The sequence below is a fragment of the Burkholderia sp. WAC0059 genome (genome assembly GCF_002870125.1).
Lineage (GTDB): Bacteria > Pseudomonadota > Gammaproteobacteria > Burkholderiales > Burkholderiaceae > Paraburkholderia.
In genome coordinates, this window is sequence record NZ_PNEO01000003.1 from 290966 (window position 1) to 313732 (window position 22767).

Genomic DNA, 22767 nt, shown 5'->3' on the forward strand with positions numbered 1-22767 from the left:
CGGAAATGGGCAGGCTGATTGTCGTGTCGAACCGGGTGACGACGCCCAGCGAGAAAGGCTCGGCCGGCGGGCTCGCCGTCGGCGTGTCCGGCGCGCTCAAGGATGCGGGCGGCGGCGTCTGGTTCGGCTGGAGCGGCGACGTCGTCAGCGAGACGGTGGCCAACGCGGGGCCGACGCTGGTGCAGGACGGTCCCGTCACGTTCGCGACCGTCGGGCTCACGCGCAAGGACTACGACCAGTATTACCGCGGCTTCTCGAACGCGACGCTGTGGCCGGTCTTTCACTACCGCAACGATCTGGCGCGCTACGAGCGCGACGAATACGCCGGCTATCGCCGCGTGAACGCGTGGCTCGCGCACAAGCTGATGCCGCTCATCGAGCCCGACGACATCATCTGGGTCCACGACTATCACCTGATTCCGTTCGCCGAGGCGCTGCGCGCCGAGGGCATCGCGAACCGGATCGGCTTTTTCCTGCATATTCCGTTTCCGGCGCCGCAGGTGCTCCTGACGATCCCGCCGCACGAGGAACTCGTCAAGTCGCTGTGCTGCTACGACCTGCTGGGCTTCCAGATCCGCAGCGACCAGGAGGCGTTTCACGATTACCTCACGCGCTATGCGCACGGCACCGTGCACCAGCAGGGCGAAGCGGGCGAGGCCGAGGCGTTCGGGCGCGCGCTGCGTACCGGCGTCTACCGGATCGGCGTGTTTCCGGACGAGATCGCGCGGCAGGCCGAGCGCTACGAAAGCCGCCAGCACGTGCTCGACCTGAAGCAGAGCCTCGAAGGCCGCAAGCTCATCATGAGCGTGGATCGGCTCGATTATTCGAAGGGGCTCGTCGAGCGTTTCCGCGCGTTCGAGCAACTGCTCGAACGCGCGCCGCAATGGCGCGGCAACGTCACGCTGGTGCAGATCGCGCCGCCGACGCGCTCGGACGTCGCGACCTACCAGGCGATTCGCGAGGAACTGGAGGGCGAGGCAGGACGCATCAACGGGCGCTACTCGGGCCTCGACTACACGCCGATCCGCTATCTGAGCCAGAGCTACGACCGCTGGAAGCTGATGTCGCTGTTTCGCGAGTCGCAGATCGGCTTCGTCACGCCGCTGCACGACGGCATGAATCTCGTCGCCAAGGAGTACGTGGCCGCGCAGAATCCCCTCGATCCGGGCGTGCTGGTGCTGTCGGTCTTCGCAGGCGCGGCGGCAGAGCTGAGCGGCGCGCTGCTCGTCAATCCGCACGACGCGCTCGGCATGTGCGAAGCGCTCCAGCAGGCCCTTTCGATGCCGCTCGAAGAACGCAAGGCGCGCTACGAAACGAACATGACGGCGCTGCGGCGCAACGACCTCGGCGTCTGGCGCGATACGTTCCTGCGGGATTTGCGCGGTACGCCGGGCAGGGAGGGCAGTACGTCGTCCTCCTGACGACAGCGCAACGCAGGGTTTGTATCCGCATGTAACAAGACGCAGAATTTGCAAGACATGCGGCGTTTGGGCCCGGTTTACCGAATAATCGGGCACCACCGCGCCGCGCGCGGCCTCACGGCGCACCTGCCAACCCGGTTTGCACCGCTGCCATACAATGTCCGTCTGACTGCCGCATGCCCCGGCTGCGCGCCTGTTCTGGATCGGACAGCTTCCTGCCGCGGCGAGCGCGTTGCATCTGGAGACTTCCATGAGAATTGCTCAGATCGCTCCGCTCACGGAGTCGGTGCCGCCGAGGCTGTACGGCGGCACCGAGCGGGCGGTGTCGTACATTACGGAAGCGCTGGTCGATCTCGGCCACGACGTGACGCTGTTCGCGAGCGGCGACTCGATCACGCGCGCGAAGCTCGAGGCCGTCTGGCCGCGCGCGCTGCGGCTCGACCCCGGCATCCGCGACCGGATCGCGCCGCACATGGTGCTGATGGAGACGGTACGTCGACAGGCCGACCAGTTCGATGTCCTGCACTTTCACATGGACTACCACTCGTTCTCCGTGTTCAAGCGCCAGGAAACGCCGTTCGTGACCACGATCCACGGCCGGCTCGACTTGCCGGAGCAGCAGCCGGTGTTCGAGACGTTCGCCACCATGCCGCTCGTGTCGATTTCGAACGCGCAGCGCCACCCGTTGCCGAAGGCGAAATGGCTGACCACGATCCATCACGGGCTGCCGGAACGGCTTTACGTGCCGCAGCCTGTCGAGCCGCGCTATCTCGCGTTTCTCGGCCGCATCTCGCCCGAAAAGCGCGTGGACCGCGCGATCGGCATTGCCCGGCGCTGCGGCCTGCCGATCCGCATTGCGGCAAAGGTCGACGAGGAGGATCGGGACTACTTCGAGCGCGAGATCCAGCCGATGCTCGATCAGGCCGACGTGGAATACATCGGCGAAATATCGGACGACGAGAAGGCCGAATTCCTCTCGGGCGCCCATGCGTTGCTGTTCCCGGTCGACTGGCCCGAGCCGTTCGGCCTCGTGATGATCGAGGCGATGGCCTGCGGCACGCCCGTCATCGCATTTAACCGCGGAGCCGTGCACGAGGTGGTGGAGGACGGCGTGACGGGTTTCATCGTCGAGGACGAGATCGGCGCGGTGGCGGCAGTGAACCGGCTGCACAAGATTACGCGCGAGGGCGTGCGCAGGCGATTCGAGGAGCGCTTCACCTCGAGCCGGATGGCGCAGCAATACGTCGAGGTCTACCAGAGCGTGATTCGCGCGCATCGCCGCGCGCGCTTGAGAGTGATCGACACGTCCGCGCACTGAGGCGGGTTCGAATCGCGGAAAAAAGCGAGGACAGGAAAAGACGGAAAAAATGGAGGGGCCGGGAGGCAGAACGACCGCCGATGCGGTGCTCCGCCTCCCGGCCCGTAGGCGGACCGGGGCCGCCGGGATCAGATGTTCAGGCGCGAAACCTTCGTGCCCGAGAGCGACAGGTCGCCCATCAGGCCGCTGTTGGTCAGCACGAAGACCTCTACCGGACTGGTGGCCGTCGTCGTGTCGATCGCGCCGTTGGCGCCGACCTTGACGATCGCGACCGACGCGTCGCCGCCCGCGGACCAGCCGTCGGAGCTGCGGAAGCGGGCGAGCGCGTCCTGCGTCATGAACAGGAAGATGATGGCCTTCGACTGGGCGCCGATTTGCGCGCCGAACGAGGCGGACGTGGTGCTGTAGTAGCCGACGGTGCCGCCGCCCACGCGCAGCGCGCCTTCGCCGTATTGCGCGCCGACCACGAAGCCCGCCTGCAGCACGGACGGGAACACGAGCACGCCGCGCGCCTTGCCGACCAGTTCCCGCGAGCCGGGCACGGTCTGATACAGGCGGGCCAGCGTGCTGTCGACGCTGGCGTTGATCGACTGACGCTTCGACGAATCGACCGCGTGATTGGCGGGCTGATCGGTCGTGGTCGTGCAGCCGGCCAGCGCGAGGCCGCCCAGTGCGAGTGCAGCGGAAGTGTTCAGGATGAACCTGCGTCTTTGCATTTTTTTCTCCGTTATGGTTTCCGGATTGGATACCGTGTTGCGTCGAAACGCGACCCGGCACGTTTTTGTTATATCACAGCGCCTGAACGGGACGCGTTGAGCGCGCGCAGCCCGACCTGGGGCAAAAACCCTTGTGCGGCGGGCATTTGCGCGATCGCCTGGACGACCTGCGCCGGATGCCGGACCGCTCGCGGGGCTGGGCGGGACCGCGCGTTCGCGGGCCGCAACGGCACCGGACGAGCGTCCCGGACAAGCCTGCGCACGTTCCGTTCCCGGGGCGGGAGGCGCCGCTGCCGGGCTGTGCGAAACGCGGAAAGGCAACGGGGCATGGCAATCCGCCCCTAAGGCGGGCGGCCTGCCATGCCCCGGAAAAAGACGGGATTGGTAAAGCAAGGAAAGCGGGTCAGCCCTTCGTGGACAGACACTGCTTCATGAATGCCTTGCGATCGTCGCCCGTCTTGCCGGCCGCCTGTCCATTGCAGGCCTTCATCCGTTGCTGCGGCGTCAACGCGGCCGGAGCGGGCGCGCCGCCCGACAGACACTGCTTCATGAACGCCTTGCGGTCGTCGCCTTTCTTGCCGGTAGCTTGCGCGTTGCAGGTCTTCATTCTGGACTGCTGGCTGTTGAGCGGCGCGGCAGTCTGCGCGAAGACCGGCGCGGCCAGCAGGCTGCCGAGCGCGGCGGCGGCGAGAGCGGATCGGATTTTCATGTGGAGCTCCATGGGATAGGGTCGTTCTGGTCGTCGTGCCGGCGGGCGCCAACGACTGCGCCCGTGGCCGCGGCCAATTATGGCAAAGCCGTAAGAAAAACGGGGCGACATTGACCTTGATTGACAGTGCCGCGCCGACCCCGAATGCGGAAGCGCCCCAGTGACGCCGGGCGTCAGCCGCCGGCGAGGGGCTTCGCGAGCGTGCTGCTCCGGGCGGCGGCCGGCTGCCGGCGACGCGTCAGCCAGGCCATGGCCGCCCGGTCGAGCGCGGTGCAGAGCACGAGATAGATGAAGGCGACGAACAGGAAGATGGGGATGGGGTACACCATCAGCCGGTTGTTCACCTGGGTGGCGACGAACGACAGCTCGCCGACGCCGACGATATAGGCGAGCGACGTGTCCTTCACGAGCGAGACCCACTGGTTCACGAACGACGGCGCCATGATGCGCAGCGCCTGCGGCAATACCACGTAGCGCAGCGACTGCCAGCGCGTGAGCCCGAGCGACAGCCCGGCCTGCCACTGCGCATGGCCGACGGCGCGGATGCCCGCGTGCACGGAATGCGAGAGATAGGCGCCACCGATCAGCGAGAGCGCGCAGACGACGGTCGCGAGTCCCGGCACGTCGATGTGGAAGAGCATCGGCAGCAGGAAGTACGTCCAGAAGATCAGCATCAGCACGGGAATGGCGCGGAAGAAGCCGATCACGAGCAACAGCGGCAGGCGGACGAGGCGGCCCGCCATTGCCAGCGCGATGCCGCCCGCGAGACCGAGCAGCCCGGACGCGGCGGCGGAGGCGAGCGCGAGCAGCAGCGTCAGCGCCGCGCCGCCGGGCGGACCGTCGGGAAACGCGCCGACGAGCAGGTAAGGCACGTTGGCGACAAAGACGGACCAGGGCATCATGCGCGCCTCCCGAGCCGGCGGTCGCGCGCCTGCACGACCAGGTGGGAGAACGCCTCGATGACCGCGATCGCGCCGATGTAGAGCAGGGTCGCGATGCCGAACGACTGGAACGTCATGAAGGTCTCGGTCTCGACCTGGCGCGACGCGTACGAAAGTTCGGCGAGCCCGATCGCCATGGTCAGCGAGGAGTTCTTCACGAGGTTCATGTACTGGCCGAAGAGCGGCGGCAGCGCGATGCGCACGGCCTGCGGCAGCACGACGTAGCGGAACGTCTGCAGCGGCGTGAGTCCGAGCGCGGCGCCGGCCTGCCGCTGCGCGGCCGCCACGCCGGCGATGCCGGCCTGGAACTCCTCGGCGATGAACGAGACCGTGTAGCAGGTGAGGCCGAGCCAGCCGGTGACGAATTCGAACGACGGCCAGTGCACGAGCCCGCCAGTTCGCGGCAGCACGTGCTGCGAGTTGAGCCACTGCATCAGCCCGGCGGGCAGCAGCGTGGCGATGCCGAAATACCAGAACAGCAGTTGGACGAGCAGCGGCGTGTTGCGGAACGCCAGCACATAGACGGCTGCGACCTGACGCACGGGACGCCAGCGCGCGTTGCGCACAAGCACGAGCAGCGCGCCGCCCGCCGTGGCCGACGCCGCGACGCAGAGCGAGAGCCCGACCGTGATGCCGAAGCCCTGCCAGAGCCACAGCAGGTATTGGGGAGCGAGCGAGGCGGCGAACATGGACGGGCCGGACAGACTGGGCGGACGGTTTCTGCAGCGGACGGCGGACGCAGCGGGCGCGCCCGTCGTCCGTCACGCAATGGCAATGGCAATGACGGCCGGGGATCGACCGCTCAGGTCCTGTCGCCGATCCTGAACGTGCGCGGCAGCGGCGTATTCGTGTTCGGGCCGAACCTGCGGTTGATGATCTGGTTGTTCGACGAATCGACGAAGCCGAACGGCCGGTTGCGGTCGAAGGTCGCGACGCGCAGCACACCGGCCTTTTTGATGTCGTCGAGCCGGCCGGCATGTGCGAGACCCGAGACGAGCGTGGTGACCAGCGTGACGAGCCAGAGGGCGAGGGTACGGAATTTCATTCGGATGAGCCTGCTGTCGTAGCGTTGTAGTCGTGGCGGAACGGAAGACGAACGGCGTGTCTGCACTCCGGGCGTGCACGGTATCACCGGCGCGGTGTCGGGAAAACCAAACTTTGATGCTGTACTAAGCGTGCATTCTGCTAAGTGTCGGGCTGATTTGCATACGCGTATTTCTCGGTTGGACGGCAACGCGCCGCTCGCTACGATGGATGCGCATGCCGCGGTCCGCGCTCGTGGGCTGCCGGCGCCGTTCCAGCGATCCCGACTGTCTGCCCGCGAGAATCCGACCATGTCCGAATCCGCTTGTTTCACGCCGCGCGTCATCGAGCCTGTCGCGACCAGCCAGCCCGACGGTCTCGGGCTCGCGCTCGAACTATGGCTGTCGCGCCCGATCGACGGCATCGCGGGCCGCGCGCTGCGCATTCATCTACGCAGCGGCGTGCGCATGGAGCAAGCCGAGGCGCTGCGCGATCTGCTCCACGCCTGCGGCACCGACATCGTCGTGGAATGAAACGGCCGGGCTAGAGCCCGCCCGGCGTGGGCGTCCACGCCACGGCTGCGGTTCGGGCGGCGAGAACGGCCCGGACGCCGGCGCGGCGGCAGTAGAGGCCGGGGAGGACCCGGGTAGGGGGAAAGCAGCGCGCCGCCGGCCCGTTCGCCGGGCACGCGGCGCCGACGACGTAGGCACCGCGGAGCGAGGCCCGGCCGCGCGTCCTGTCATGCCGGAGCCCCGGCCGCGGCACTGGCGGCATGCGCGTCGTGGCCCGTTGCCGTACCGACCGGCTGCACGCGCTGCGTCGCGAAGTTCCAGCGCAGCGCGAGCGCGGTGTTCACCGGAGCGGGAAGCAGCCCGGCCTTATAGAACGTGTCGGCGATCGTCTGCTGCTCGCCGAAATAACGCGCGTCGACGGCGCGCACCTCGTAGCTGCGCCGCGCGTTGGCCCGCTCGACCGTTGCGACGTCGAGCCCCCAGATCGGCGCGAGCAGTTGCGCGGCGTCGTGCGGATGGGCGCGAACCCAGTTGCCCGCGGCGACCAGTTGATCGAACACGATCCGGACGATTTCCGGATGCGCGGCCGCGAAGCCGCTCGACGCGAGGTAATAGCGCTGGTAGGACGCAAGGCCGTTGCCGCTCGCGAGCACGCGGACGTCGGGCTCCTCGTCGACCGAGGCGACGTAGGGGTCCCACGTCACCCATGCGTCGACGCTGCCGCGCTCGAACGCGGCGCGGCCGTCGGCGGGCACGAGATAGTCGATCTGCACGTCGGACGGCGCGAGGCCCGCGCGGGCCAGCGCCGCGAGCAGCAGATAGTGGCTGCCCGCCGCTTTCGTCACGGCAATGCGCCGGCCCTTGAGATCGGCGAGCGTATGCAGCGGCCCGTCGCGCTTCACGAGGATGGCCTGCGCATTGGGGGAGGGCGCCTCCTGGGCGACGTAGACGAAGTTCGCGCGCGCGGCCTGGGCGAAGATCGGCACGGTGTCGGCGACGTCGGCGCTGAAGTCGACCGCGTCGGCGTTGAGCGCCTCGGTCAGCGGCAGGCCGCTCGCGAACTCGTTCCACGACACGCGCACGCCGAGCGGCGCGAGCGCGCGTTCGAGCGATCCGCGCGCCTTCAGGACGGTAATCAGCGTCGAGGACTTCTGATAGCCGATCCGCAGTTCGACAGGCGCGGGCGTGGCCGCTTGCGCATGCGTGCCGGTGCCGGCCAGCATGCCGGACAGCGCGGCGAAGCACAGGCAGGCCATGCGCGCGGCACGGCGGAACGCGTGGAACGAGGGAAGCAGAGGGAGCGGGGAAAGCGTCACAGGCGGCCTTTTGTTCTGGTAAACGTTGGGGACTATGCCCGGCGAGTATCGTAACAACGGCCCGCGGCACCGCTAAATGATCGATTGAGCTATTCAATGCACGGATCGGCACAACGGCGTGCCGCGTGACGTTCCGTGCACGACCCGGTAGCTGCTTATTCGGACCGCTTATTCGGGCTGCGTTTCGAACAGCGCGTCGAGCAGGTTCGACGAAGGCCGCTCGGCCAGCCGCGTGAGCGATTCGATCATCTGCACCTGGCAGTCTTCGAGCGGGATGGTCCGGATGTGTCGCGATTCGCCGAATTCCGCGTGCGCGATCACGCCGACGCCCACGCCCTGCGCCACGGCCGTCTGCAGGGCCTCGCGTCCGTCCACATAAAGCACGGGCCGTACCTGAAGCCCCTTGCGCACGAGTTCGGACTCGAGCAGTTGCTGCGTGACCGACTGCGCCTCGCGAAACACCATCGGCTCCCGGGCCAGCGCCTCGTAGGTGAGCCGTCTGCGCCTGGCCACGGGGCTCGCGGCCGGCACGACGGCGACGAGCGGCTCGCGGCGCAGCACGCGCGCCTCGAGCCGGCTATGAACCTGCGGGGCCGCCGTGATCGCGGCGTCCACGCTGCTCGCCAGCACCCGCTGCATGCACTCGGCCGCGTTCGCGATCGAGAGCCGGACCACGACGCCCGGATAGCGGCGCCGGAACGCGCCGACGAGCTTGATGGCCAGATCGGGCGCGTCGGCCACGAGCGACAGCGTGCCCGATTCGAGCGCGCCGGCCGAGGCCAGCAGTTGCCGCGCGTCGCGCTCGCAGCTCGTCATCTGCCGTGTCACCGCGAACAGCCGCCGCCCCAGCTCGGTGAGCTCGACGCCACGCGCCGCGCGATCGAACAACTTCACGCCGAAGTCCTGTTCCAGACGCCGCACGTGGTCGGACACGGCGGGCTGCGTCAGCGACAGCGCGGCGGCCGCCTTCGAAAACCCGCCGTGCTCGGCGACCGCATGAAATGCCCGCAATTGTGCGTATTGCATCGCTCTTCCCGTAATCGGCATGAATAAGCTGAGGCTATAGGGACATCGATTATATTGATTTTACCGATGAACGACGTTTCGATACTGTGTCGATCAGGACCCGACGACGACCCTCGCCCCTCGAACCGTACCCATGACCCGCATCGACGACGCTATTCCGCCTTCGCCTGCCGCCCCCTGGCTCCTGACGCCCGGACCGCTCACCACGGCGGCCTCGACGAAGGCGGCGATGCTGCGCGACTGGGGCTCGTGGGACGACGACTTCCGCGCGCTGACCGCCAATCTGCGGCGCAGCCTGCTCGCCATCGCCGGCCAGACGGAAGAGGCGGGCGAGGGCGGCTACGATTGCGTGCCGCTGCAGGGCAGCGGCAGCTACTGCGTCGAGGCGATGCTCGGCAGCTTCGTGCCGCGCGACGGCCGCGTCCTCGTGCTAGCCAACGGCGCATACGGCAAGCGCATGGCCACGACGCTGCGCTACCTCGGCCGTGCCCACGTCGTGCTCGACAAGGGCGATTACCTGCCGCCTCGCGGCGACGAGGTCGCGCGGCTGCTCGATGCGCAGCCGGACATCACGCACGTCGCCGCCGTGCATTGCGAGACGAGCTCGGGCATCCTGAACCCGCTCGAGGAAATCGCGGCGGCCACCGCGAGTCACGGCCGCCGGCTGCTCGTCGATTCGATGAGCGCGTTCGGCGCGGTGCCGCTCGACGCGCGCGCGCTGCCGTGCGACGCCTTCGTTTCGTCGGCGAACAAGTGCATCGAGGGCGTGCCGGGTTTCGGCTTCGTGATCGCAAGGCGCGACGTGCTGCGCGAAGCGAAGGGCCGTAGCCATTCGCTGAGCCTTGATCTGCACGACCAGTGGGACGTGATGAACCGCACCGACCAGTGGAGGTTCACGCCGCCGACGCACACGGTGGCGGCGTTCGTCGAGGCACTGCGCCTGTACGCGCTCGAAGGCGGCCAGCCGGCCCGGCTTGCCCGCTACGCCGCCAATCGCGACGCGCTCGTGGCCGGCATGCGCTCGCTCGGCTTCGAGCCGCTGCTGACCGAACGCTGGCGCTCGCCCATCATCGTCACGTTCTTTTCGCCGGCCGACCCGGCGTTCGACTTCGGACGCTTCTACACGCTGATGAAAGAGCAGGGCTTCATCATCTATCCCGGCAAGCTGACGACGGTCGAGAGCTTCCGGATCGGCTGCATCGGCCAGGTGGATGCCGACGTGATGCGGCGCGTCGTCGAGGCCTGCGCGCAGGCACTGCGCGTGCTCGGCGTGCGCCGCGCGGCGCCGGATGCCGGAGCACTCGCCGGGCGCGAGACGCTGGCTGAGTGACGGCCCCGATGCCGCCGATGCCGCCGATGCCGCAATACGGGCCGGTCGTCACGAAAATGCCGCAAGCGCCGTTCGGAACTCGTTCAGGACTTCAGGACCATTGCAGATGAAACACCTCAAGGCCGTCATCTTCGACTGGGCCGGCACCGTGGTCGATTACGGATCGCGCGCGCCGATGGGCGCGTTCGTCGAAACGTTCGCGCAATTCGGCGTGCCGATCACGATCGACGAGGCGCGCGGGCCAATGGGCATGGCCAAGCGCCCGCACATCGCGGCGCTGCTCGCGTTGCCGCGCGTGGCGCAGGCTTGGGCCGGGCGGCATGGCCACGCGCCCGGCGAGGCGGACATCGACGCCGTGTACGACGCATTCGTGCCGAGGAACGTCGCCGTCGTCGCCCGCTACAGCGACCTGATTCCCGGCGCCGCCGACGTCGTCGCGGCGCTGCGCGCCGACGGTCTGCGCATCGGCACGACGACGGGCTACACGCGCGAGATCATCGAGCGGATCGTGCCGCAGGCGGCCGCCCAGGGGTTCGCGCCGGACAGTATCGTCTGCGCGGGCGAGACGCCCGAAGGGCGGCCTTCGCCATACATGATCTACCGGACATTGCCGCAGTTGGGCGTCTGGCGCGCGCGCGACGCGATCAAGGTCGACGACACCGAGGTCGGCATCGGGGAGGGGATCAACGGCGGAACGTGGGCCGTCGGCGTCGCGGTCAGCGGCAACGCGTTCGGCATGAGCGAGGAGGAGGCGAAGGCGCTCGCGCCCGCCGAATTCGCGCGCCGTCGTGCCACGGCCGCCCGGCGTCTGAGCGCGGCCGGCGCGCATTACGTGATCGACAGCGTCGCGGACCTGCTGCCGGTCGTCTACGACATAGAAGGCCGGCTCGCGCGCGGCGAGCGGCCGTAGGCAACCCGCGACGGGCGCCGCGGGCCGGCTCGGGGCTACGGTAACATGAGCGCCTTCGCCGCTCACCGCGCCCGCCCATGAAGACTGTCCTGCTGTTCGCCGTGACCGCGCTGGCCGAGATCGTCGGCTGCTATCTGCCGTACCGGTGGCTCAGGGAAGGGGCCAGCGCGTGGTGGCTGCTGCCGGCCGCCGCGTCGCTGGCGCTCTTCGCGTGGCTGCTGTCGCTGCACCCGTCGGCGGCCGGCCGGACGTATGCGGCTTACGGCGGCGTCTACATCGGCGTGGCGATACTCTGGCTCTGGGGCGTCGAGGGCATCCGGCCGACCGGCTGGGACTGGGCCGGCGTGGCGCTCACGCTGGCCGGCATGGCGCTCATCGCCTTCCAGCCCGGCCGCGTCTGAGCGCGGCCCGTTGCGCGCCGACCATGCTCACTCGATACGGTTCACGTCCGGAAAGCGCGCCAGAAACGCGGGCGGCATCGGCACGACCTGGTGCGTCCGGTAGTTGAAGAAGACGAAGCCGGACTTGGCCATCGCGATCAACCGGCCGTCGGCCGGACGCGTGATGCGGAAGATGATGTCGCCGCCGTAGCGGTTGAAGTCCATGACGCCGACCTCGAACAGCAGCACGTCGCGCGCATGCGCTTCGGCGCGATAGGTCGTGGCGAGATCGGTGACGATGATGCCGGTGCCGTCCTCGCGCAGATCCTCGATGCCCGCGTCGAACATGAAACGCCCGCGTGCTTCGGAAATCATCGAGATCATCGAGTCGTTGGCCAGATGGTTGGCCGCGTTGATGTCCGTGACGCGCACGGTCATGCGCGTGGCGTAGTAGTACTGGTTGTCGGGAAACTGTAGCTGGATGCGGGCCATGGCGACGGGCGGAAGGAGAACGTTCGGCGCGGCGCCGGCCTCGGAGCGGCGTCGCGGTGTCCGGCGATTTTAGCCCGGCCGCCCGAAGGCCGGGCCGGCATTGTCGTGCCGCCGCGCGGGTTGCCCGCTCAGCGCGGCGGCACGCCGACGCGCCAGGCGCGCCAGTTCGCGACGATGGACTGCACGAGCCCACGAGGAAATCGGTCTGCCGCAGATCGAACTGCGGTGCGAAGGCCAGCGCCGTCATCGAGGCCGCCGCGCTCGCGTGGCCCATGCCGTCGTCATCAATCCGACGCACATCAACTTGCCCGTCGCAAACGGGCAATATGCTTTCTGCCCCTCTCCCATAAGGATGAGCCCCTCACGCGACGCACAGTCGAGCACCCATTCGTATTCCAAAATTTTTATGATCAAGGATCTTGAATGCCAATTCCGGCTTACATGTGGCTGAAAGACGATGGTGGTTCCGATATCAAAGGCTCCGTCACCGTTCAGGGACGTGAAGGAAGTATCGAGGTGGTTGGCTTTAGTCATGGCCTGAATCTCCCCGTCGATAGCAATACCGGAAAAATTACCGATGCCCGCTCACATTCGCCAATGAGCATCGAGAAAGAATTCGATGCTGCAAGCCCTTACCTGTACAAAGCGGTAGCGAGAGGACAAACCCTGAAATCGGCTGAGCTGAAGTGGTACAGAATTAACCACGCGGGTCAGGAAGATGTGTACTTCATCATGCTGATCGAAGGGGTAAAGATCACCGGCGTGAACCCCGGCATGCCCAACACAAAAATCGCCGGAATGTCACAAGTCAACCACATGGAGGCGGTTTCGCTCATGTATGAGCGAATCACATGGCATTACACGGACGGCAACGTGAAGTTCACGGATACCTGGAACGAGCGGTCCTGATCATGCCACTACAGGGAAAATTTATCGTCAATAACGAGTCGTTCGAGCCACTAGTCATGTATGGCGTGGGCACATTCATGGCGTTTTCAGGGAATGATATTTATCGCAACCGGGGTGGATGCAGTGCTGTAAAAGATAAAGGCCCTATTCCTGCCGGGAAATATTGGATCGTGGACCGGCCTACGGGGGGACTTGCCTCTCGCGGGGAAGCGTGGGTGAAAGACACCCTGAATTCGGCATTGGGCAAACCCTCTCATCACGACGAGTGGTTTGCACTATATCGTGATGACGGCATGATCGATGACTGGACTTGGGTTAATGGCATCAAACGCGGCAATTTCCGCTTGCATCCTGTAGGTGGGCGGGGCGTCTCTCTTGGCTGTATAACGCTATGGAGTTATGTTGAGTTTCAGACGCTTCGCCGGGCACTATTGAACACAAAAACGGTTCCTGCCCGAAACTCGGGATTGAACGCCTATGGTTTGATAGAGATCGTCACCTATGGCAATACTTGCCCATAGCCTGAAGCTGATCTTCAGGCTACTTCTGCTTATTGGCATCTATGCGGTAACGCTTCGGTTTGTCCATACTTATCCGTTGGAGATGCCCCCTAATCAGCAGAAGATATTGTTCATACTATCTGATAAGCTGGGTATACGCGATCCTGATAATCTTTACATTTACGGGTTTGCTGTTTTTGACCTGATTATCGCCATCATTTTATATATGCTGATTACGAATCTATGGCGTCGTTGCCGGGCGAAGCGTCTAGATCCGCCCACGCATGAATAAGGAAACCCGCCCTCTGGCGAGGCATCACTTCCATACCGGCACCGCCGGCGCACATACCTCAAACGGGATACTGCGCGGGTTTTCCGGGATGCCCGGCGGCCGGAAAGCGCTTTCCTTCGCCGCGCAGTTGTAATACTTTGATGATTGCGCAATCGGCGACGGCAAGCCGCCGCGGCGCCCATAAGACAAAGCAAAGGAGACGACCCTTGAACTGGTATGCCGCGTTGAGCCGCAAGGAACGCACGACCTTTCATTCGGCCCTGGTCGGCTGGGTGCTCGATGCGTTCGATTTCATGGTGTTCACGTTCGTCGTGACCTCGCTGATGGCGCTCTGGGGGCTCGGCAAGGGGCAGATCGGCCTGCTCAGCACCGTCAGCCTGTTCTTCTCCGCGTTCGGCGGCTGGCTCGGCGGCATTCTCGCCGACCGCTACGGCCGCGTGCGGGTGCTGCAATGGGTCGTCCTCTGGTTTTCCGTCTTCACGTTTCTGATCGGCTGCGCGCAGAACGTCGGCCAGCTCTACGCGCTGCGCGCGCTGCAAGGCCTCGGCTTCGGCGGCGAATGGGCCGTCGGCGCGGTGCTGATCGGCGAGATCGTGCGGCCCGAGCATCGCGGCAAGACGGTCGGCGTCGTGCAAAGCGGCTGGGCGCTCGGCTGGGGACTGGCCGCGGTGCTCTACACGATCGTGTATTCGGTGCTACCGCAGGCGCTCGCGTGGCGCGCGATGTTCTGGGTCGGCATCCTGCCCGCGCTGCTCGTCTTCTACCTGCGCCGCCACGTCGACGAACCCGAGAGTTTCCGGCGCGCGCGCCGCGCGGCCGACGCGCCGTCGTTCCTGCGCATTTTCTCGCCGCGCATGCTGGGCACGACGCTCGGCACGGCGCTCATGTGCACGGGCGTGCAGGGCGGCTATTACGCGATCGCGACGTGGATTCCCGCATTCCTGCGCCTGGAACGCCATCTGTCGGTGATCGGCACGGGCAGCTATCTCGCCGTGCTGATCGTCGGCTCGTTCATCGGCTACGCGAGCGGCGGCTATCTGTCCGACCGCCTCGGGCGACGCGGCAACATGCTGCTGTTCGCGCTGCTCTCGGCAGTCTCCACGATCGTCTATACGAAGCTGCCGTTCACGAACGCGCAGATGCTCTACCTTGGGTTCCCGCTCGGCTTTTGCGCGTCGGGCATTTTCGGGGGCATCGGCGCGCATCTGACCGAGCTGTTTCCGGCCGCGCTGCGGGCCAACGGGCAGAGCTTCGCCTACAACTTCGGGCGCGGCATCGGCGCGCTGTTTCCGGCGGCCGTCGGCGCGATGAGCGTGAAAACCGGGCTCGGCAACGCGATTTGCCTGCTCGCGGTCGCGGCCAACGCGCTCGTGTTCGTCACCGTGCTGTTCCTGCCCGAGACGCGCGGCCGGCGGCTCGAAACGATCGACGCCGCCGATGAAGCGGGGGAGCCGCGGCACGAACGCTTGCAGCGCGGCGTTTGAGCAGACGGGGCGGGCCTCCTGTACATTCGTCGATGCCGCATTCGTCCGCATTCGTCCATAGGGGTCCGGCGAGCCGGGCCCGAGCGCCATTCCGGAGAGATGCCTGAGATGACCACGACTTCCGCCGACGGCCAGCCGCCGCTTTGTCCGCCGCCGCCCGCGACGCAGCGCGGGCCTTCCGCCTTCGCGATGCCGCCGGGCGCCGTCGATACGCACGCCCACGTGATCGGTTCGCCGCCGCGCGACCCGTGGATGCCCGATCGCAGCTATACGCCGTCGCCCGTCGCGCCGGAGCAATACCTCCGGATGCTCGACGACGTCGGCACGCAATACGGCGTGCTGGTCCAGGTGAGCGTGCATGGCCAGAACAACCGCCTGATGCTCGAGACGCTCGCCGCGCATCGCGACCGGCTGCGCGGCGTCGTGGTGCCGTCGCTCGGGCTGGCCGATGCCGAATATCGGGCGATGAAAGAGGCGGGGGCCGTCGGCCTGCGGGTCAACGTGCTGTTCGGCGGCGGTGGAATCGACTTCTCGCAACTGGCCGAGTACGACGCGCTGGCGCGGGACTGGGGCTGGCATCTGCAGTTTCTGCTCGACGCGCGGGAATTACCCACGCTCGCGCCGTCGCTTGCGCAGCTACGCTCGACGATCGTCATCGACCACATGGGCCATCTGCCGACGACGGCCGGCGTCGCTTCGCCGGGCTTCCGGCAGCTCGTCGGGCTCGTGCGCGACGGCGCGTGGGTCAAGCTCTCGGGCGCCTACCGGCTCAGCGATGCCGAGCCGCCATATGCCGACACGGTCGGCTACGCGCAGGCGCTGATCGAGGCGGCGCCGCAGCGCTGCGTCTGGGGTTCCGATTGGCCGCACGTCGCGCTGTGGCGCACGATGCCGACGGTGGGCCAGTTGCTCGATACGCTCGCGCTGTGGGCACCCGATCCGGCGGTACGGGATGCAATCCTGACGACGAACGCGCAGCAGTTGTATGGGTTTCGGTGAGGGTTGACCGCCAGGGGGCTCGATGTCGGCTCCGCGCGCCAATGTCAAAGCCATTCTCAAATGTCCGCTTTCCAGCCAGATAGAAATGTCCGGTTTTGCGGCAGTTTTGGTTCTGTTTCTTTTTATGTTTGTGGGGTGGGGCGGCGCAGCCGCCCCCCGTTCAGGCAGTGGGTTCTGCATGAGTTGACCGAGTGCCTCGTTGTAGTCGGCGAGTGAGATTTCCCGCTGCTTCTTCAGACCGATGAGCGCTTTCTTCGCGCGCACCGCTTCGCCAACATGTGTCCGCGAAGGCGAGCCTGCTGCGCGCCGATCGTCACGTATGTCCTGTAGCGAGCGTGCCACCGCCAGCGCATTCGCGAGCCGCTTGTTATCGACTTCCGCCCCCTGGTCAATGTTCGTGATCCGGTCATACTCGCGATACGGCAGGACGCGCCCATCGGCCTGTACTTCGATGCTGCCATCCGGATACTCGACGACTTCCACGTACTCATGGACCAGGCGACGATTGGCCAGTGTGTCCTCCAGCAGGTACATCACGCGGTCGTATTGCACGGTGAGCGAATGCGTGACCTTGCGTGGTACCCGGTACGCCAGAACCTGTCGCAGATCCTCATCCTCGCGTAGCTCACGATGGGCGTTGTGCCCGCTTGCGGGAGGTTTTGCAAAGCGCCGGTTGAAGTCCGCGATGAACGAGGGCGCATACGCATTGGCCGCCTCCCGCGTGCTGATGCCCCGCAGCCGCAACTCCTTCACCAGCCGGTCCTGCAACGTCAGGTTGGCCCGCTCCACACGACCCTTGGCCTGACTCGAGTTCGCACAGAACGTCTCGATGTTGAGCTCGTACAGCGCGCGGCCAAACTGCGTGACGCCTTTGCCCGCGGTCTCCGAGCGACCCCTCACGTAAAAGACGCTGGCCTTGTCGCTGTAGAACGCGACCGGCTTGCCATGCGCCACCAGATACTTCGACAGCGCCTCGAAATAGCTGAAGGTCGACCCGGTCGCCGTAAAGTACAGGGTCATCAGCCGACCCGTTGCATCGTCGATGAACACCAGCAGCGTGCAGGCTGGCGCCCGGTCCTCGAACCAGCGATGATCGCTACCATCGATCTGGATCAGTTCGCCCAGGCACGCACGGCGGTTACGCGGCTGGCAGACCTTCGGCGGCCGTTGCGCACGCGGCACCCAGAGTCCGGCGTCGTACATCCATTGCCGCACCGTTTCCTTCGCCAGCCGGATGCCGTGACACTCGCAGAGTTTCTCGCACGCCAGCGTCGGTCCGAAATCCGCATAGCGTTCCCGGATGATGGCCAGCACGCGGGCCCGCAGATTCATCGAAAACCGCCGGTTACTCGGCCTGCCACGTTTGGCCGAAACCAGACCGGCCGCCCCGGCGGCCTCGAAGCGGCGTCTCAGACGCGACACCTGACGCTCGCTCAGTCCCAGTTGCCCAGCGGCGCGCACGCCGCTCAGACGTCCTTCAACGACCGATTCGATGATCTTGACGCGTCGTAGCTCGTTCATGCTGATCGTCACCAGTCCTGGTTCGTTCATGGCAGGCTCCGCCGGATTGCGCGTCGACAGCATGCGCCCCGGGCAGGCCTGAACCGGACATTTCTAACTGGCTCAAACCGGACATTACTAAATAGCCATTACACCACTCAGGTTGATAATTTATATTATGTTAAATTTATGTTGCATATCAGATTCAGGCGTTACGGCGCGCCCGGGCCCTCGCAAGGCAGCCATTTGCGCCGCAGCGTCCTTATGCACGCTGCGGCGCATGTTCAATCCCTGTTGGCACCTTCCACCATGGCAGTCAATTCGTCCCACGAACTCACTTTCGCCGACAAGTAACCCCGTTGCAAATGCGTCTGGTTTTCTTTCAATAGCGTATCCAATGGGGCCTCGTCGATGCGGCGTATCTGGGCATTGATAAACCGGGCGGTTTCCGGACTGAACTCCGCGCTTTCGGTACCGGCTTCCCTGGCAAGATGCAGTATGGCAATGGCAGGCATCAGCGAGGTTTCCAGATAATTCGGGGCCTTGTAATCCTCAAGGTGGCGCTTTTCCTGCGACGTGAGTTTCGCCGGATCTTTTTCGCCGAGATGCCTATTCAAACCATTGCTTAAGGTCTGCAGTTGCAGCAGCGTGATTTCCTTATGTATCGAGGCAATGAACTCCTCGGGCGACGCCGGCTTGTCCAACGGTTCCGAGGTGATGCCGGATTGCGTTCGATAGCTCGTCGAAGTACTTTTGATTGCCTTGCCGGTATGCGCCAGTGTTAGCCCGGTCCCGGTATGCTGGCTGGTGTCGCCTACGCTGTGCGGCAGGTCGATCGGGTAATGCCGCACCTCGCCTTGTTTGAACATGGTCTGGCGGGTCAGCGGCATACCGACCGGCCCAATTTCGATAAATTTTTGTCTGGTTGCGTTCTTGGGAGTGGGTTCCAGTTTGTACTCGATAAGGACATCGGCGGAATCCACCTCGGAGGCCGGCAGCTTCTGATAGTTCCGGTTGGCAAAGCCGCCGGCCATGAAGGCCGACGCCAGTGTCCAGCGGTGGAAATGCTGCCGCTCTTCGGCCCCCTGCGCTCCCCCGCCCACGGAGTACAGATGCGACCGCAGGTTCCAGCCCTGCTCCTTGTTTTCCATGAGGTAAATTTTGGAAAACAGTGGAGAGACCGCGGATTTGATAGACGCAGCAGTACGACGCTCATCGTTGGTCGCGATGTGGCGCAGGATGCTAATCAAATCGCCGGAGGAAATGTCATCGATATTGCCGGTGAGGCCCTCCTTGCCGCCATGACCCAATTCGTTTTCCTGGGAAAACGCTTTATAGCGCTCCTGAATGGTCTCGTATACGCGTCGATAAGTCATTTCATCTACACGAGCCCTGAAGGCCGCTACATTCTGCGCCGCCATCACACGGTTCGCAGCCTGCTTGAGCGTGATCCTGGGTTTCTTTTCGGCAGAGCTGGCCGAGTCGCCCGCCTCGGGGGCATTCGTCCCGACAAGGCCGCTCAGTTGCGAAGAGGTGCCGGCTTTATCACGTGGCGGTTTCTTCTGTTCGACAGCAGCCGTATCTTCTTCGTCCGCGTCATGGAGAGGAACGTCCGACACATCGACGGGGGCAACAATCTTCATGCTGGATCCTCGAGCAGGTAAGTGAAGTGTGCAGCCGGGAAAAGCGGCTGGTCGTACCCATAGTCTGCCCAAACCGTCGGGATCAGTAAGTCACCGAACGAAGATTCCGATCGAAATGCGAAACTGGCCACCGTGTGCTCGAACACCGCTGTAGCGGACGCGGCGTAGCGCAAGCCTCCATACGTCGGACGTTAGCCGTCAGGAAGCGCGAAGCCACCGCGCGCCGGGAACAGCAAATCACTTTTGTCCGCCCTCTTTCCACTCCGCCGCCAGTTGCCGGACCAGATCGGCCGCCGGCAATTCGCGCGCGAGCGGCGCGCCCTGTCCGGCCCATTGCACGGCGAAGTCGTGCATGCCCTGTTTCGCGGCCGCGGCGTTCAGCCGTTTCGTTGCGTCGTAGGTTACCGGATAGGCCGGCGGCCGCGGGCCGACCTCCGCTTCGCCGTATTCGACGAGCCGGTTGACGATCCCGCGTGCCGGGCGGCCCGACAGCACCGTCGTCAGCCGGGTCCTGGCGGCGCGTTCGCTTTTCAGGCTTTCCCGGTAAGGACCGTTCGCCGCCGATTCGGGGCACAGCAGGAACGCCGTGCCGAGTTGCACGGCCGATGCGCCGAGGTCCAGCATCGCGCGGATGCCCTGTCCGTCCATCACGCCGCCGGCGGCGATCACGGGCAGCCTCGTCTGCCGGAGCAGCAGCCGGACGAGCACGGCCGTGCTCAGTTGCTCGTCGGGCGCGTCCGGATCGAACATGCCGCGATGGCCGCCCGCCTCGATGCCCTGCGCGACGATCGCGTCGATGCCGGCTGCTTCGATCGCCGCGGCCTCGCCGGGGTTGGTCGCGGTCGCGGCGGTCCTGATTCCCGCGTCCCGCAGCGCGCGAACATGCGCTTGCGGGGGCAGCCCGAAATGGAAGCTGACCACGGCGGGCCGCTCGTCGAGCAGCATTTGCAGGAAGGCGTCGTCGCCGACGAACGTCCTGTAGATCTCGTCGAGCGACGTCGGCGCATCGGCTTCGCACTCGGCGAAAAGCGGGTCGAGATACCAGAGCCAGGCTCGCTCGCGTTCGCCGTCGCGCTGCGCGGGCGCGTGACAGAAGACGTTCACGTTAAAGGGGCGAGCGGTCAGCGCGCGGGTGTCGCGAATCATCCGGCGCGCCTCGTCCGCCGTGCTCGCGCCGACGCCGAGCGAGCCGAGCCCGCCGGCGTCCGACACCGCCGCGGCCAGCTTCGGCGTGGACACGCCCGCCATCGGCGCCTGAATGATCGGGTACTCGATGCCCCACTGCGCCGCGAATCGACTGAATGCATTCATCGCCGTTTCTCTCCGATGATCGTTCCGGCCGGCTGCGAACCGGCCCATTGCCGAGCATGCCATTTCGATGCCGGCCATGCGCGCCGGGTGTCCGGCGTGCTCGAAAAGGCCTGAAAATACGGGCTACCGCGCGCTCAGCCGACCGGCGCCGCGAGCGGCGCGCCGAAAATCGCCCGTTGATAATCGGCCAGCAAGGCGGGTTCTTCGATCGACCCGTGATGATGAAGCTGCCGCCATACCCCGTCGATCTTCACGAACCAGCGCGTCGTGCGAATTCGCAGATCGAGCGTCGTGCCGCCGACCGTACACGTGCCCTTCTCGCGGCCGACGAACAGATGCCAGTCGTCGCCGCCGTCGCTCGTGAAATCGTAAAACGCCACGCTCACGCGTGCCGGTCCCTCGAAAAGCGTCCGATAGCCGTCGCGAATCGACGTCCAACCGCGACGAATGCCGCCGATCGGGTTGTTCATGCTGGGCCGCTCGCCGTCCGCCCAATTGCGCGCGAGCGCAACGAGATCCCGGTCGTTGAAAGCGCGGTAGAAGTCGATCAGCGCGTCTAGCGGACCGCCGTCGCCGGCCCGCGATTCGTCGCCGGTTATTTCGGAAAAGCGCGTCTCCATACCCTGTTTCCTCCTGTGCAATCTGTCTGCCCCGTCCCATTGCCCAGTCCCGCCGCCCTGCGACGAGAATCTTTCGTTCACGACGAAGCGCGATCGTCCGCCCGATACGCGAGCATCGCGACGATGTCGATGGCCAGCGCAGCCACCATCGCGGCCGTCCCGATGGCGAACAGCAGCCGGTAATCGCCGCCGCGCGAGAACACGAACGACAGCCCGTACGCGGCCACCGCCTGGAACAGCGCGAAGCCGACCGTCGCCGTTCTCCACGCCGGGCCCTGTTGCGCCGGATGGTGCGCGAGCAATTCGTGGATGCGCCCGAGCACGAGCGGAACCGTGCCGGTCACGAACGCGCCGACGACGACGCTCGACGCCATCAGCCAAAATGGCCCGAGCCCGAGTGCCGGGATGACGACGCCGCCGATCTCGAGCACGAACGCGACGCGCAGCGCCGGGCCGAAACCGGTCCGGTCGGCCAGCGCGCCGGCGAAGATCGGGCCGACCGTCGCGCCGATGCCGAACAGCACCCAGTATTCGGCGCCGACGGCCAGGCCCCGGCCGAGCCCGCGGGCGACGAAATCGACGAGAAATATCATGTGCGGCACCCAGCCGGCCGCATTCAGCGCGTATTCGACGTACAGCGCGCGCAGCGTCCCCGATTTCGGCGCGCGACCATGGTGGTGCGTCTGGGCAGGAGCGGCCGTCTCGCCCGGCCAGCCTTTCCATGCGATCGCCGTCAGCGCGGCGGACAACACGCCGAGTCCGACCCAGGTGTCGTGCAGACCGCGTTGCAGCAGCAGCGGAACGAGCGTGCCCGACGCAGCGACGCCGATGCCCACGCCCATGAAGATGACGCCGCCCGCGAGGCCGCGCCGGGCAGGCGGCACGTGCGGCAACACCGTCGGCGCAGCCAGCACCATCAATGCGCCGCCGGCCAGCCCGGCGAGAAATCGCCATGCGAAAAACCACGCGAACGACACCGGCCAGGCACACGCGAAGAACGCGATCGTCGCCAGCGCCATCATCGAGCGCAGCGTAACGGCGACCGTCGTGCGCGCCGCGATCGGGCGGCCGGTCAGCGCGCCGGCAAGATAGCCCGCCAGATTCGCCGCGCCGAGATAGGCCGCCATCGACGCGCCGAACCAGTGTGCGCTGACAATCGCAGGCAAGAGCGGCGTATAAGCAAAACGCGCGAGTCCGATCCCGACGAGACTTGCGCAGAAACCGGCCACGGTGGCCCATCCCGCATGTGCGGCCCGCGCTTCGCGGGCCTGCCGGCCGCGCGATTCCACGACCCTGTTCATGTGTATCACCCTTCACGCTATTCGATAGCTGAAGCCTACGCGCAATCTAGAATCATAAGAACTGAATTGATTTGATATCACCCATCTCCTATAACGATGAGTGTCATGCCGAAA

Annotated in this window: 21 protein-coding genes and 2 pseudogenes; 10 read left to right on the forward strand and 13 right to left on the reverse strand. The window is 65.8% G+C overall.

Annotation, left to right across the window (positions count from 1 at the left end; translation table 11 throughout):
• Positions 1-5: 5 nt before the first annotated feature.
• Both otsA and CY652_RS04955 read left to right on the forward strand, forming a co-directional pair.
• A complete protein-coding gene (otsA, locus tag CY652_RS04950; RefSeq protein WP_102129585.1) occupies positions 6-1421 on the forward strand; it encodes an alpha,alpha-trehalose-phosphate synthase (UDP-forming) in 1416 nt (471 codons plus the stop codon).
• Between the two features lie 250 nt (positions 1422-1671).
• A complete protein-coding gene (locus CY652_RS04955) occupies positions 1672-2739 on the forward strand; it encodes a glycosyltransferase family 4 protein (protein WP_102129586.1) in 1068 nt (355 codons plus the stop codon).
• 128 nt (positions 2740-2867) lie between these two features.
• On the opposite strand, the gene CY652_RS04960 is transcribed toward CY652_RS04955, so the two are convergent.
• The 5 genes and pseudogenes from CY652_RS04960 to CY652_RS04980 form a co-directional block, all read right to left on the reverse strand.
• Positions 2868-3455 carry a BPSL1445 family SYLF domain-containing lipoprotein gene (locus CY652_RS04960; protein ID WP_102129587.1) on the reverse strand — a complete coding sequence of 196 codons (588 nt, stop codon included), beginning with the start codon at positions 3453-3455 and terminating at the stop codon, positions 2868-2870.
• Positions 3456-3858: 403 nt separating this feature from the next.
• The gene (locus tag CY652_RS04965; protein WP_102129635.1) at positions 3859-4164 is read right to left on the reverse strand and encodes a PsiF family protein; all 306 of its coding nucleotides are present in this window, start codon (positions 4162-4164) and stop codon (positions 3859-3861) included.
• Between the two features lie 173 nt (positions 4165-4337).
• Positions 4338-5063: an amino acid ABC transporter permease gene (locus CY652_RS04970; protein ID WP_102129588.1), complete on the reverse strand. Its 726-nt coding sequence runs from the start codon at positions 5061-5063 to the stop codon at positions 4338-4340.
• Positions 5063-5794: an amino acid ABC transporter permease gene (locus CY652_RS04975; protein WP_102129589.1), complete on the reverse strand. Its 732-nt coding sequence runs from the start codon at positions 5792-5794 to the stop codon at positions 5063-5065. Before CY652_RS04975 ends, CY652_RS04970 begins: the two co-directional genes overlap by 1 nt.
• Positions 5795-5976: 182 nt before the next feature.
• A pseudogene (locus tag CY652_RS04980) lies at positions 5977-6150 on the reverse strand (amino acid ABC transporter substrate-binding protein); the annotation flags it as partial.
• A gap of 289 nt (positions 6151-6439) precedes the next feature.
• Here CY652_RS04980 and CY652_RS04985 point away from each other — a divergent pair.
• Entirely contained in the window at positions 6440-6661 is a 222-nt protein-coding gene (locus CY652_RS04985; RefSeq protein ID WP_102129590.1) for a hypothetical protein, read from the forward strand.
• 206 nt (positions 6662-6867) lie between these two features.
• On the opposite strand, the gene CY652_RS04990 is transcribed toward CY652_RS04985, so the two are convergent.
• Together CY652_RS04990 and CY652_RS04995 are read right to left on the reverse strand one after the other, a co-directional pair.
• Complete coding sequence (locus CY652_RS04990) at positions 6868-7863, reverse strand: aliphatic sulfonate ABC transporter substrate-binding protein (protein WP_258002198.1); 996 nt, start codon at positions 7861-7863, stop codon at positions 6868-6870.
• A 261-nt stretch (positions 7864-8124) separates the two neighbouring features.
• The gene (locus CY652_RS04995) at positions 8125-8982 is read right to left on the reverse strand and encodes a LysR substrate-binding domain-containing protein (protein ID WP_102129592.1); all 858 of its coding nucleotides are present in this window, start codon (positions 8980-8982) and stop codon (positions 8125-8127) included.
• Positions 8983-9115: 133 nt separating this feature from the next.
• Between CY652_RS04995 and CY652_RS05000 the strand changes: the two genes are divergently transcribed.
• The 3 genes from CY652_RS05000 (at position 9116) to CY652_RS05010 (ending at position 11623) form a co-directional block, all read left to right on the forward strand.
• Entirely contained in the window at positions 9116-10312 is a 1197-nt protein-coding gene (locus CY652_RS05000; RefSeq protein WP_102129593.1) for a 2-aminoethylphosphonate--pyruvate transaminase, read from the forward strand.
• Positions 10313-10418: 106 nt separating this feature from the next.
• Positions 10419-11222 carry a phosphonoacetaldehyde hydrolase gene (gene phnX, locus CY652_RS05005; protein WP_102129594.1) on the forward strand — a complete coding sequence of 268 codons (804 nt, stop codon included), beginning with the start codon at positions 10419-10421 and terminating at the stop codon, positions 11220-11222.
• Between the two features lie 77 nt (positions 11223-11299).
• A complete protein-coding gene (locus CY652_RS05010; protein WP_102129595.1) occupies positions 11300-11623 on the forward strand; it encodes a YnfA family protein in 324 nt (107 codons plus the stop codon).
• Between the two features lie 27 nt (positions 11624-11650).
• Here CY652_RS05010 and CY652_RS05015 read toward each other — a convergent pair whose 3' ends face one another.
• Positions 11651-12094, reverse strand: coding sequence for a thioesterase family protein (locus tag CY652_RS05015; protein ID WP_102129596.1), 444 nt, complete (start codon positions 12092-12094; stop codon positions 11651-11653).
• A gap of 423 nt (positions 12095-12517) precedes the next feature.
• On the opposite strand from CY652_RS05015, the gene CY652_RS05020 reads away from it, so the two are divergent.
• The 4 genes from CY652_RS05020 (at position 12518) to CY652_RS05040 (ending at position 16278) form a co-directional block, all read left to right on the forward strand.
• Entirely contained in the window at positions 12518-13003 is a 486-nt protein-coding gene (locus CY652_RS05020; protein ID WP_102129597.1) for an Hcp family type VI secretion system effector, read from the forward strand.
• Positions 13004-13005: 2 nt separating this feature from the next.
• Positions 13006-13524 carry a DUF2778 domain-containing protein gene (locus CY652_RS05025; RefSeq protein WP_102129598.1) on the forward strand — a complete coding sequence of 173 codons (519 nt, stop codon included), beginning with the start codon at positions 13006-13008 and terminating at the stop codon, positions 13522-13524.
• A gap of 477 nt (positions 13525-14001) precedes the next feature.
• A complete protein-coding gene (locus tag CY652_RS05035; protein WP_102129600.1) occupies positions 14002-15279 on the forward strand; it encodes an MFS transporter in 1278 nt (425 codons plus the stop codon).
• 108 nt (positions 15280-15387) lie between these two features.
• On the forward strand, positions 15388-16278 hold the full coding sequence (locus CY652_RS05040; RefSeq protein WP_219723705.1) for an amidohydrolase family protein: 891 nt from the start codon (positions 15388-15390) through the stop codon (positions 16276-16278).
• A 255-nt stretch (positions 16279-16533) separates the two neighbouring features.
• Here the strand turns inward: CY652_RS05040 and CY652_RS05045 are convergent.
• The 5 genes and pseudogenes from CY652_RS05045 to CY652_RS05065 all read right to left on the reverse strand — a co-directional run.
• A pseudogene (locus CY652_RS05045) lies at positions 16534-17829 on the reverse strand (ISNCY family transposase); the annotation flags it as partial.
• Positions 17830-18062: 233 nt separating this feature from the next.
• On the reverse strand, positions 18063-19421 hold the full coding sequence (locus CY652_RS05050; protein ID WP_102129602.1) for a hypothetical protein: 1359 nt from the start codon (positions 19419-19421) through the stop codon (positions 18063-18065).
• Positions 19422-19658: 237 nt separating this feature from the next.
• Positions 19659-20732, reverse strand: a complete 1074-nt coding sequence (locus tag CY652_RS05055) for an NAD(P)H-dependent flavin oxidoreductase (RefSeq protein ID WP_102129636.1) — start codon at positions 20730-20732, stop codon at positions 19659-19661.
• A gap of 134 nt (positions 20733-20866) precedes the next feature.
• Positions 20867-21352, reverse strand: a complete 486-nt coding sequence (locus CY652_RS05060; RefSeq protein ID WP_102129603.1) for a YybH family protein — start codon at positions 21350-21352, stop codon at positions 20867-20869.
• 77 nt (positions 21353-21429) lie between these two features.
• The gene (locus tag CY652_RS05065; protein WP_102129604.1) at positions 21430-22653 is read right to left on the reverse strand and encodes a YbfB/YjiJ family MFS transporter; all 1224 of its coding nucleotides are present in this window, start codon (positions 22651-22653) and stop codon (positions 21430-21432) included.
• Between the last annotated feature and the right edge of the window lie 114 nt (positions 22654-22767).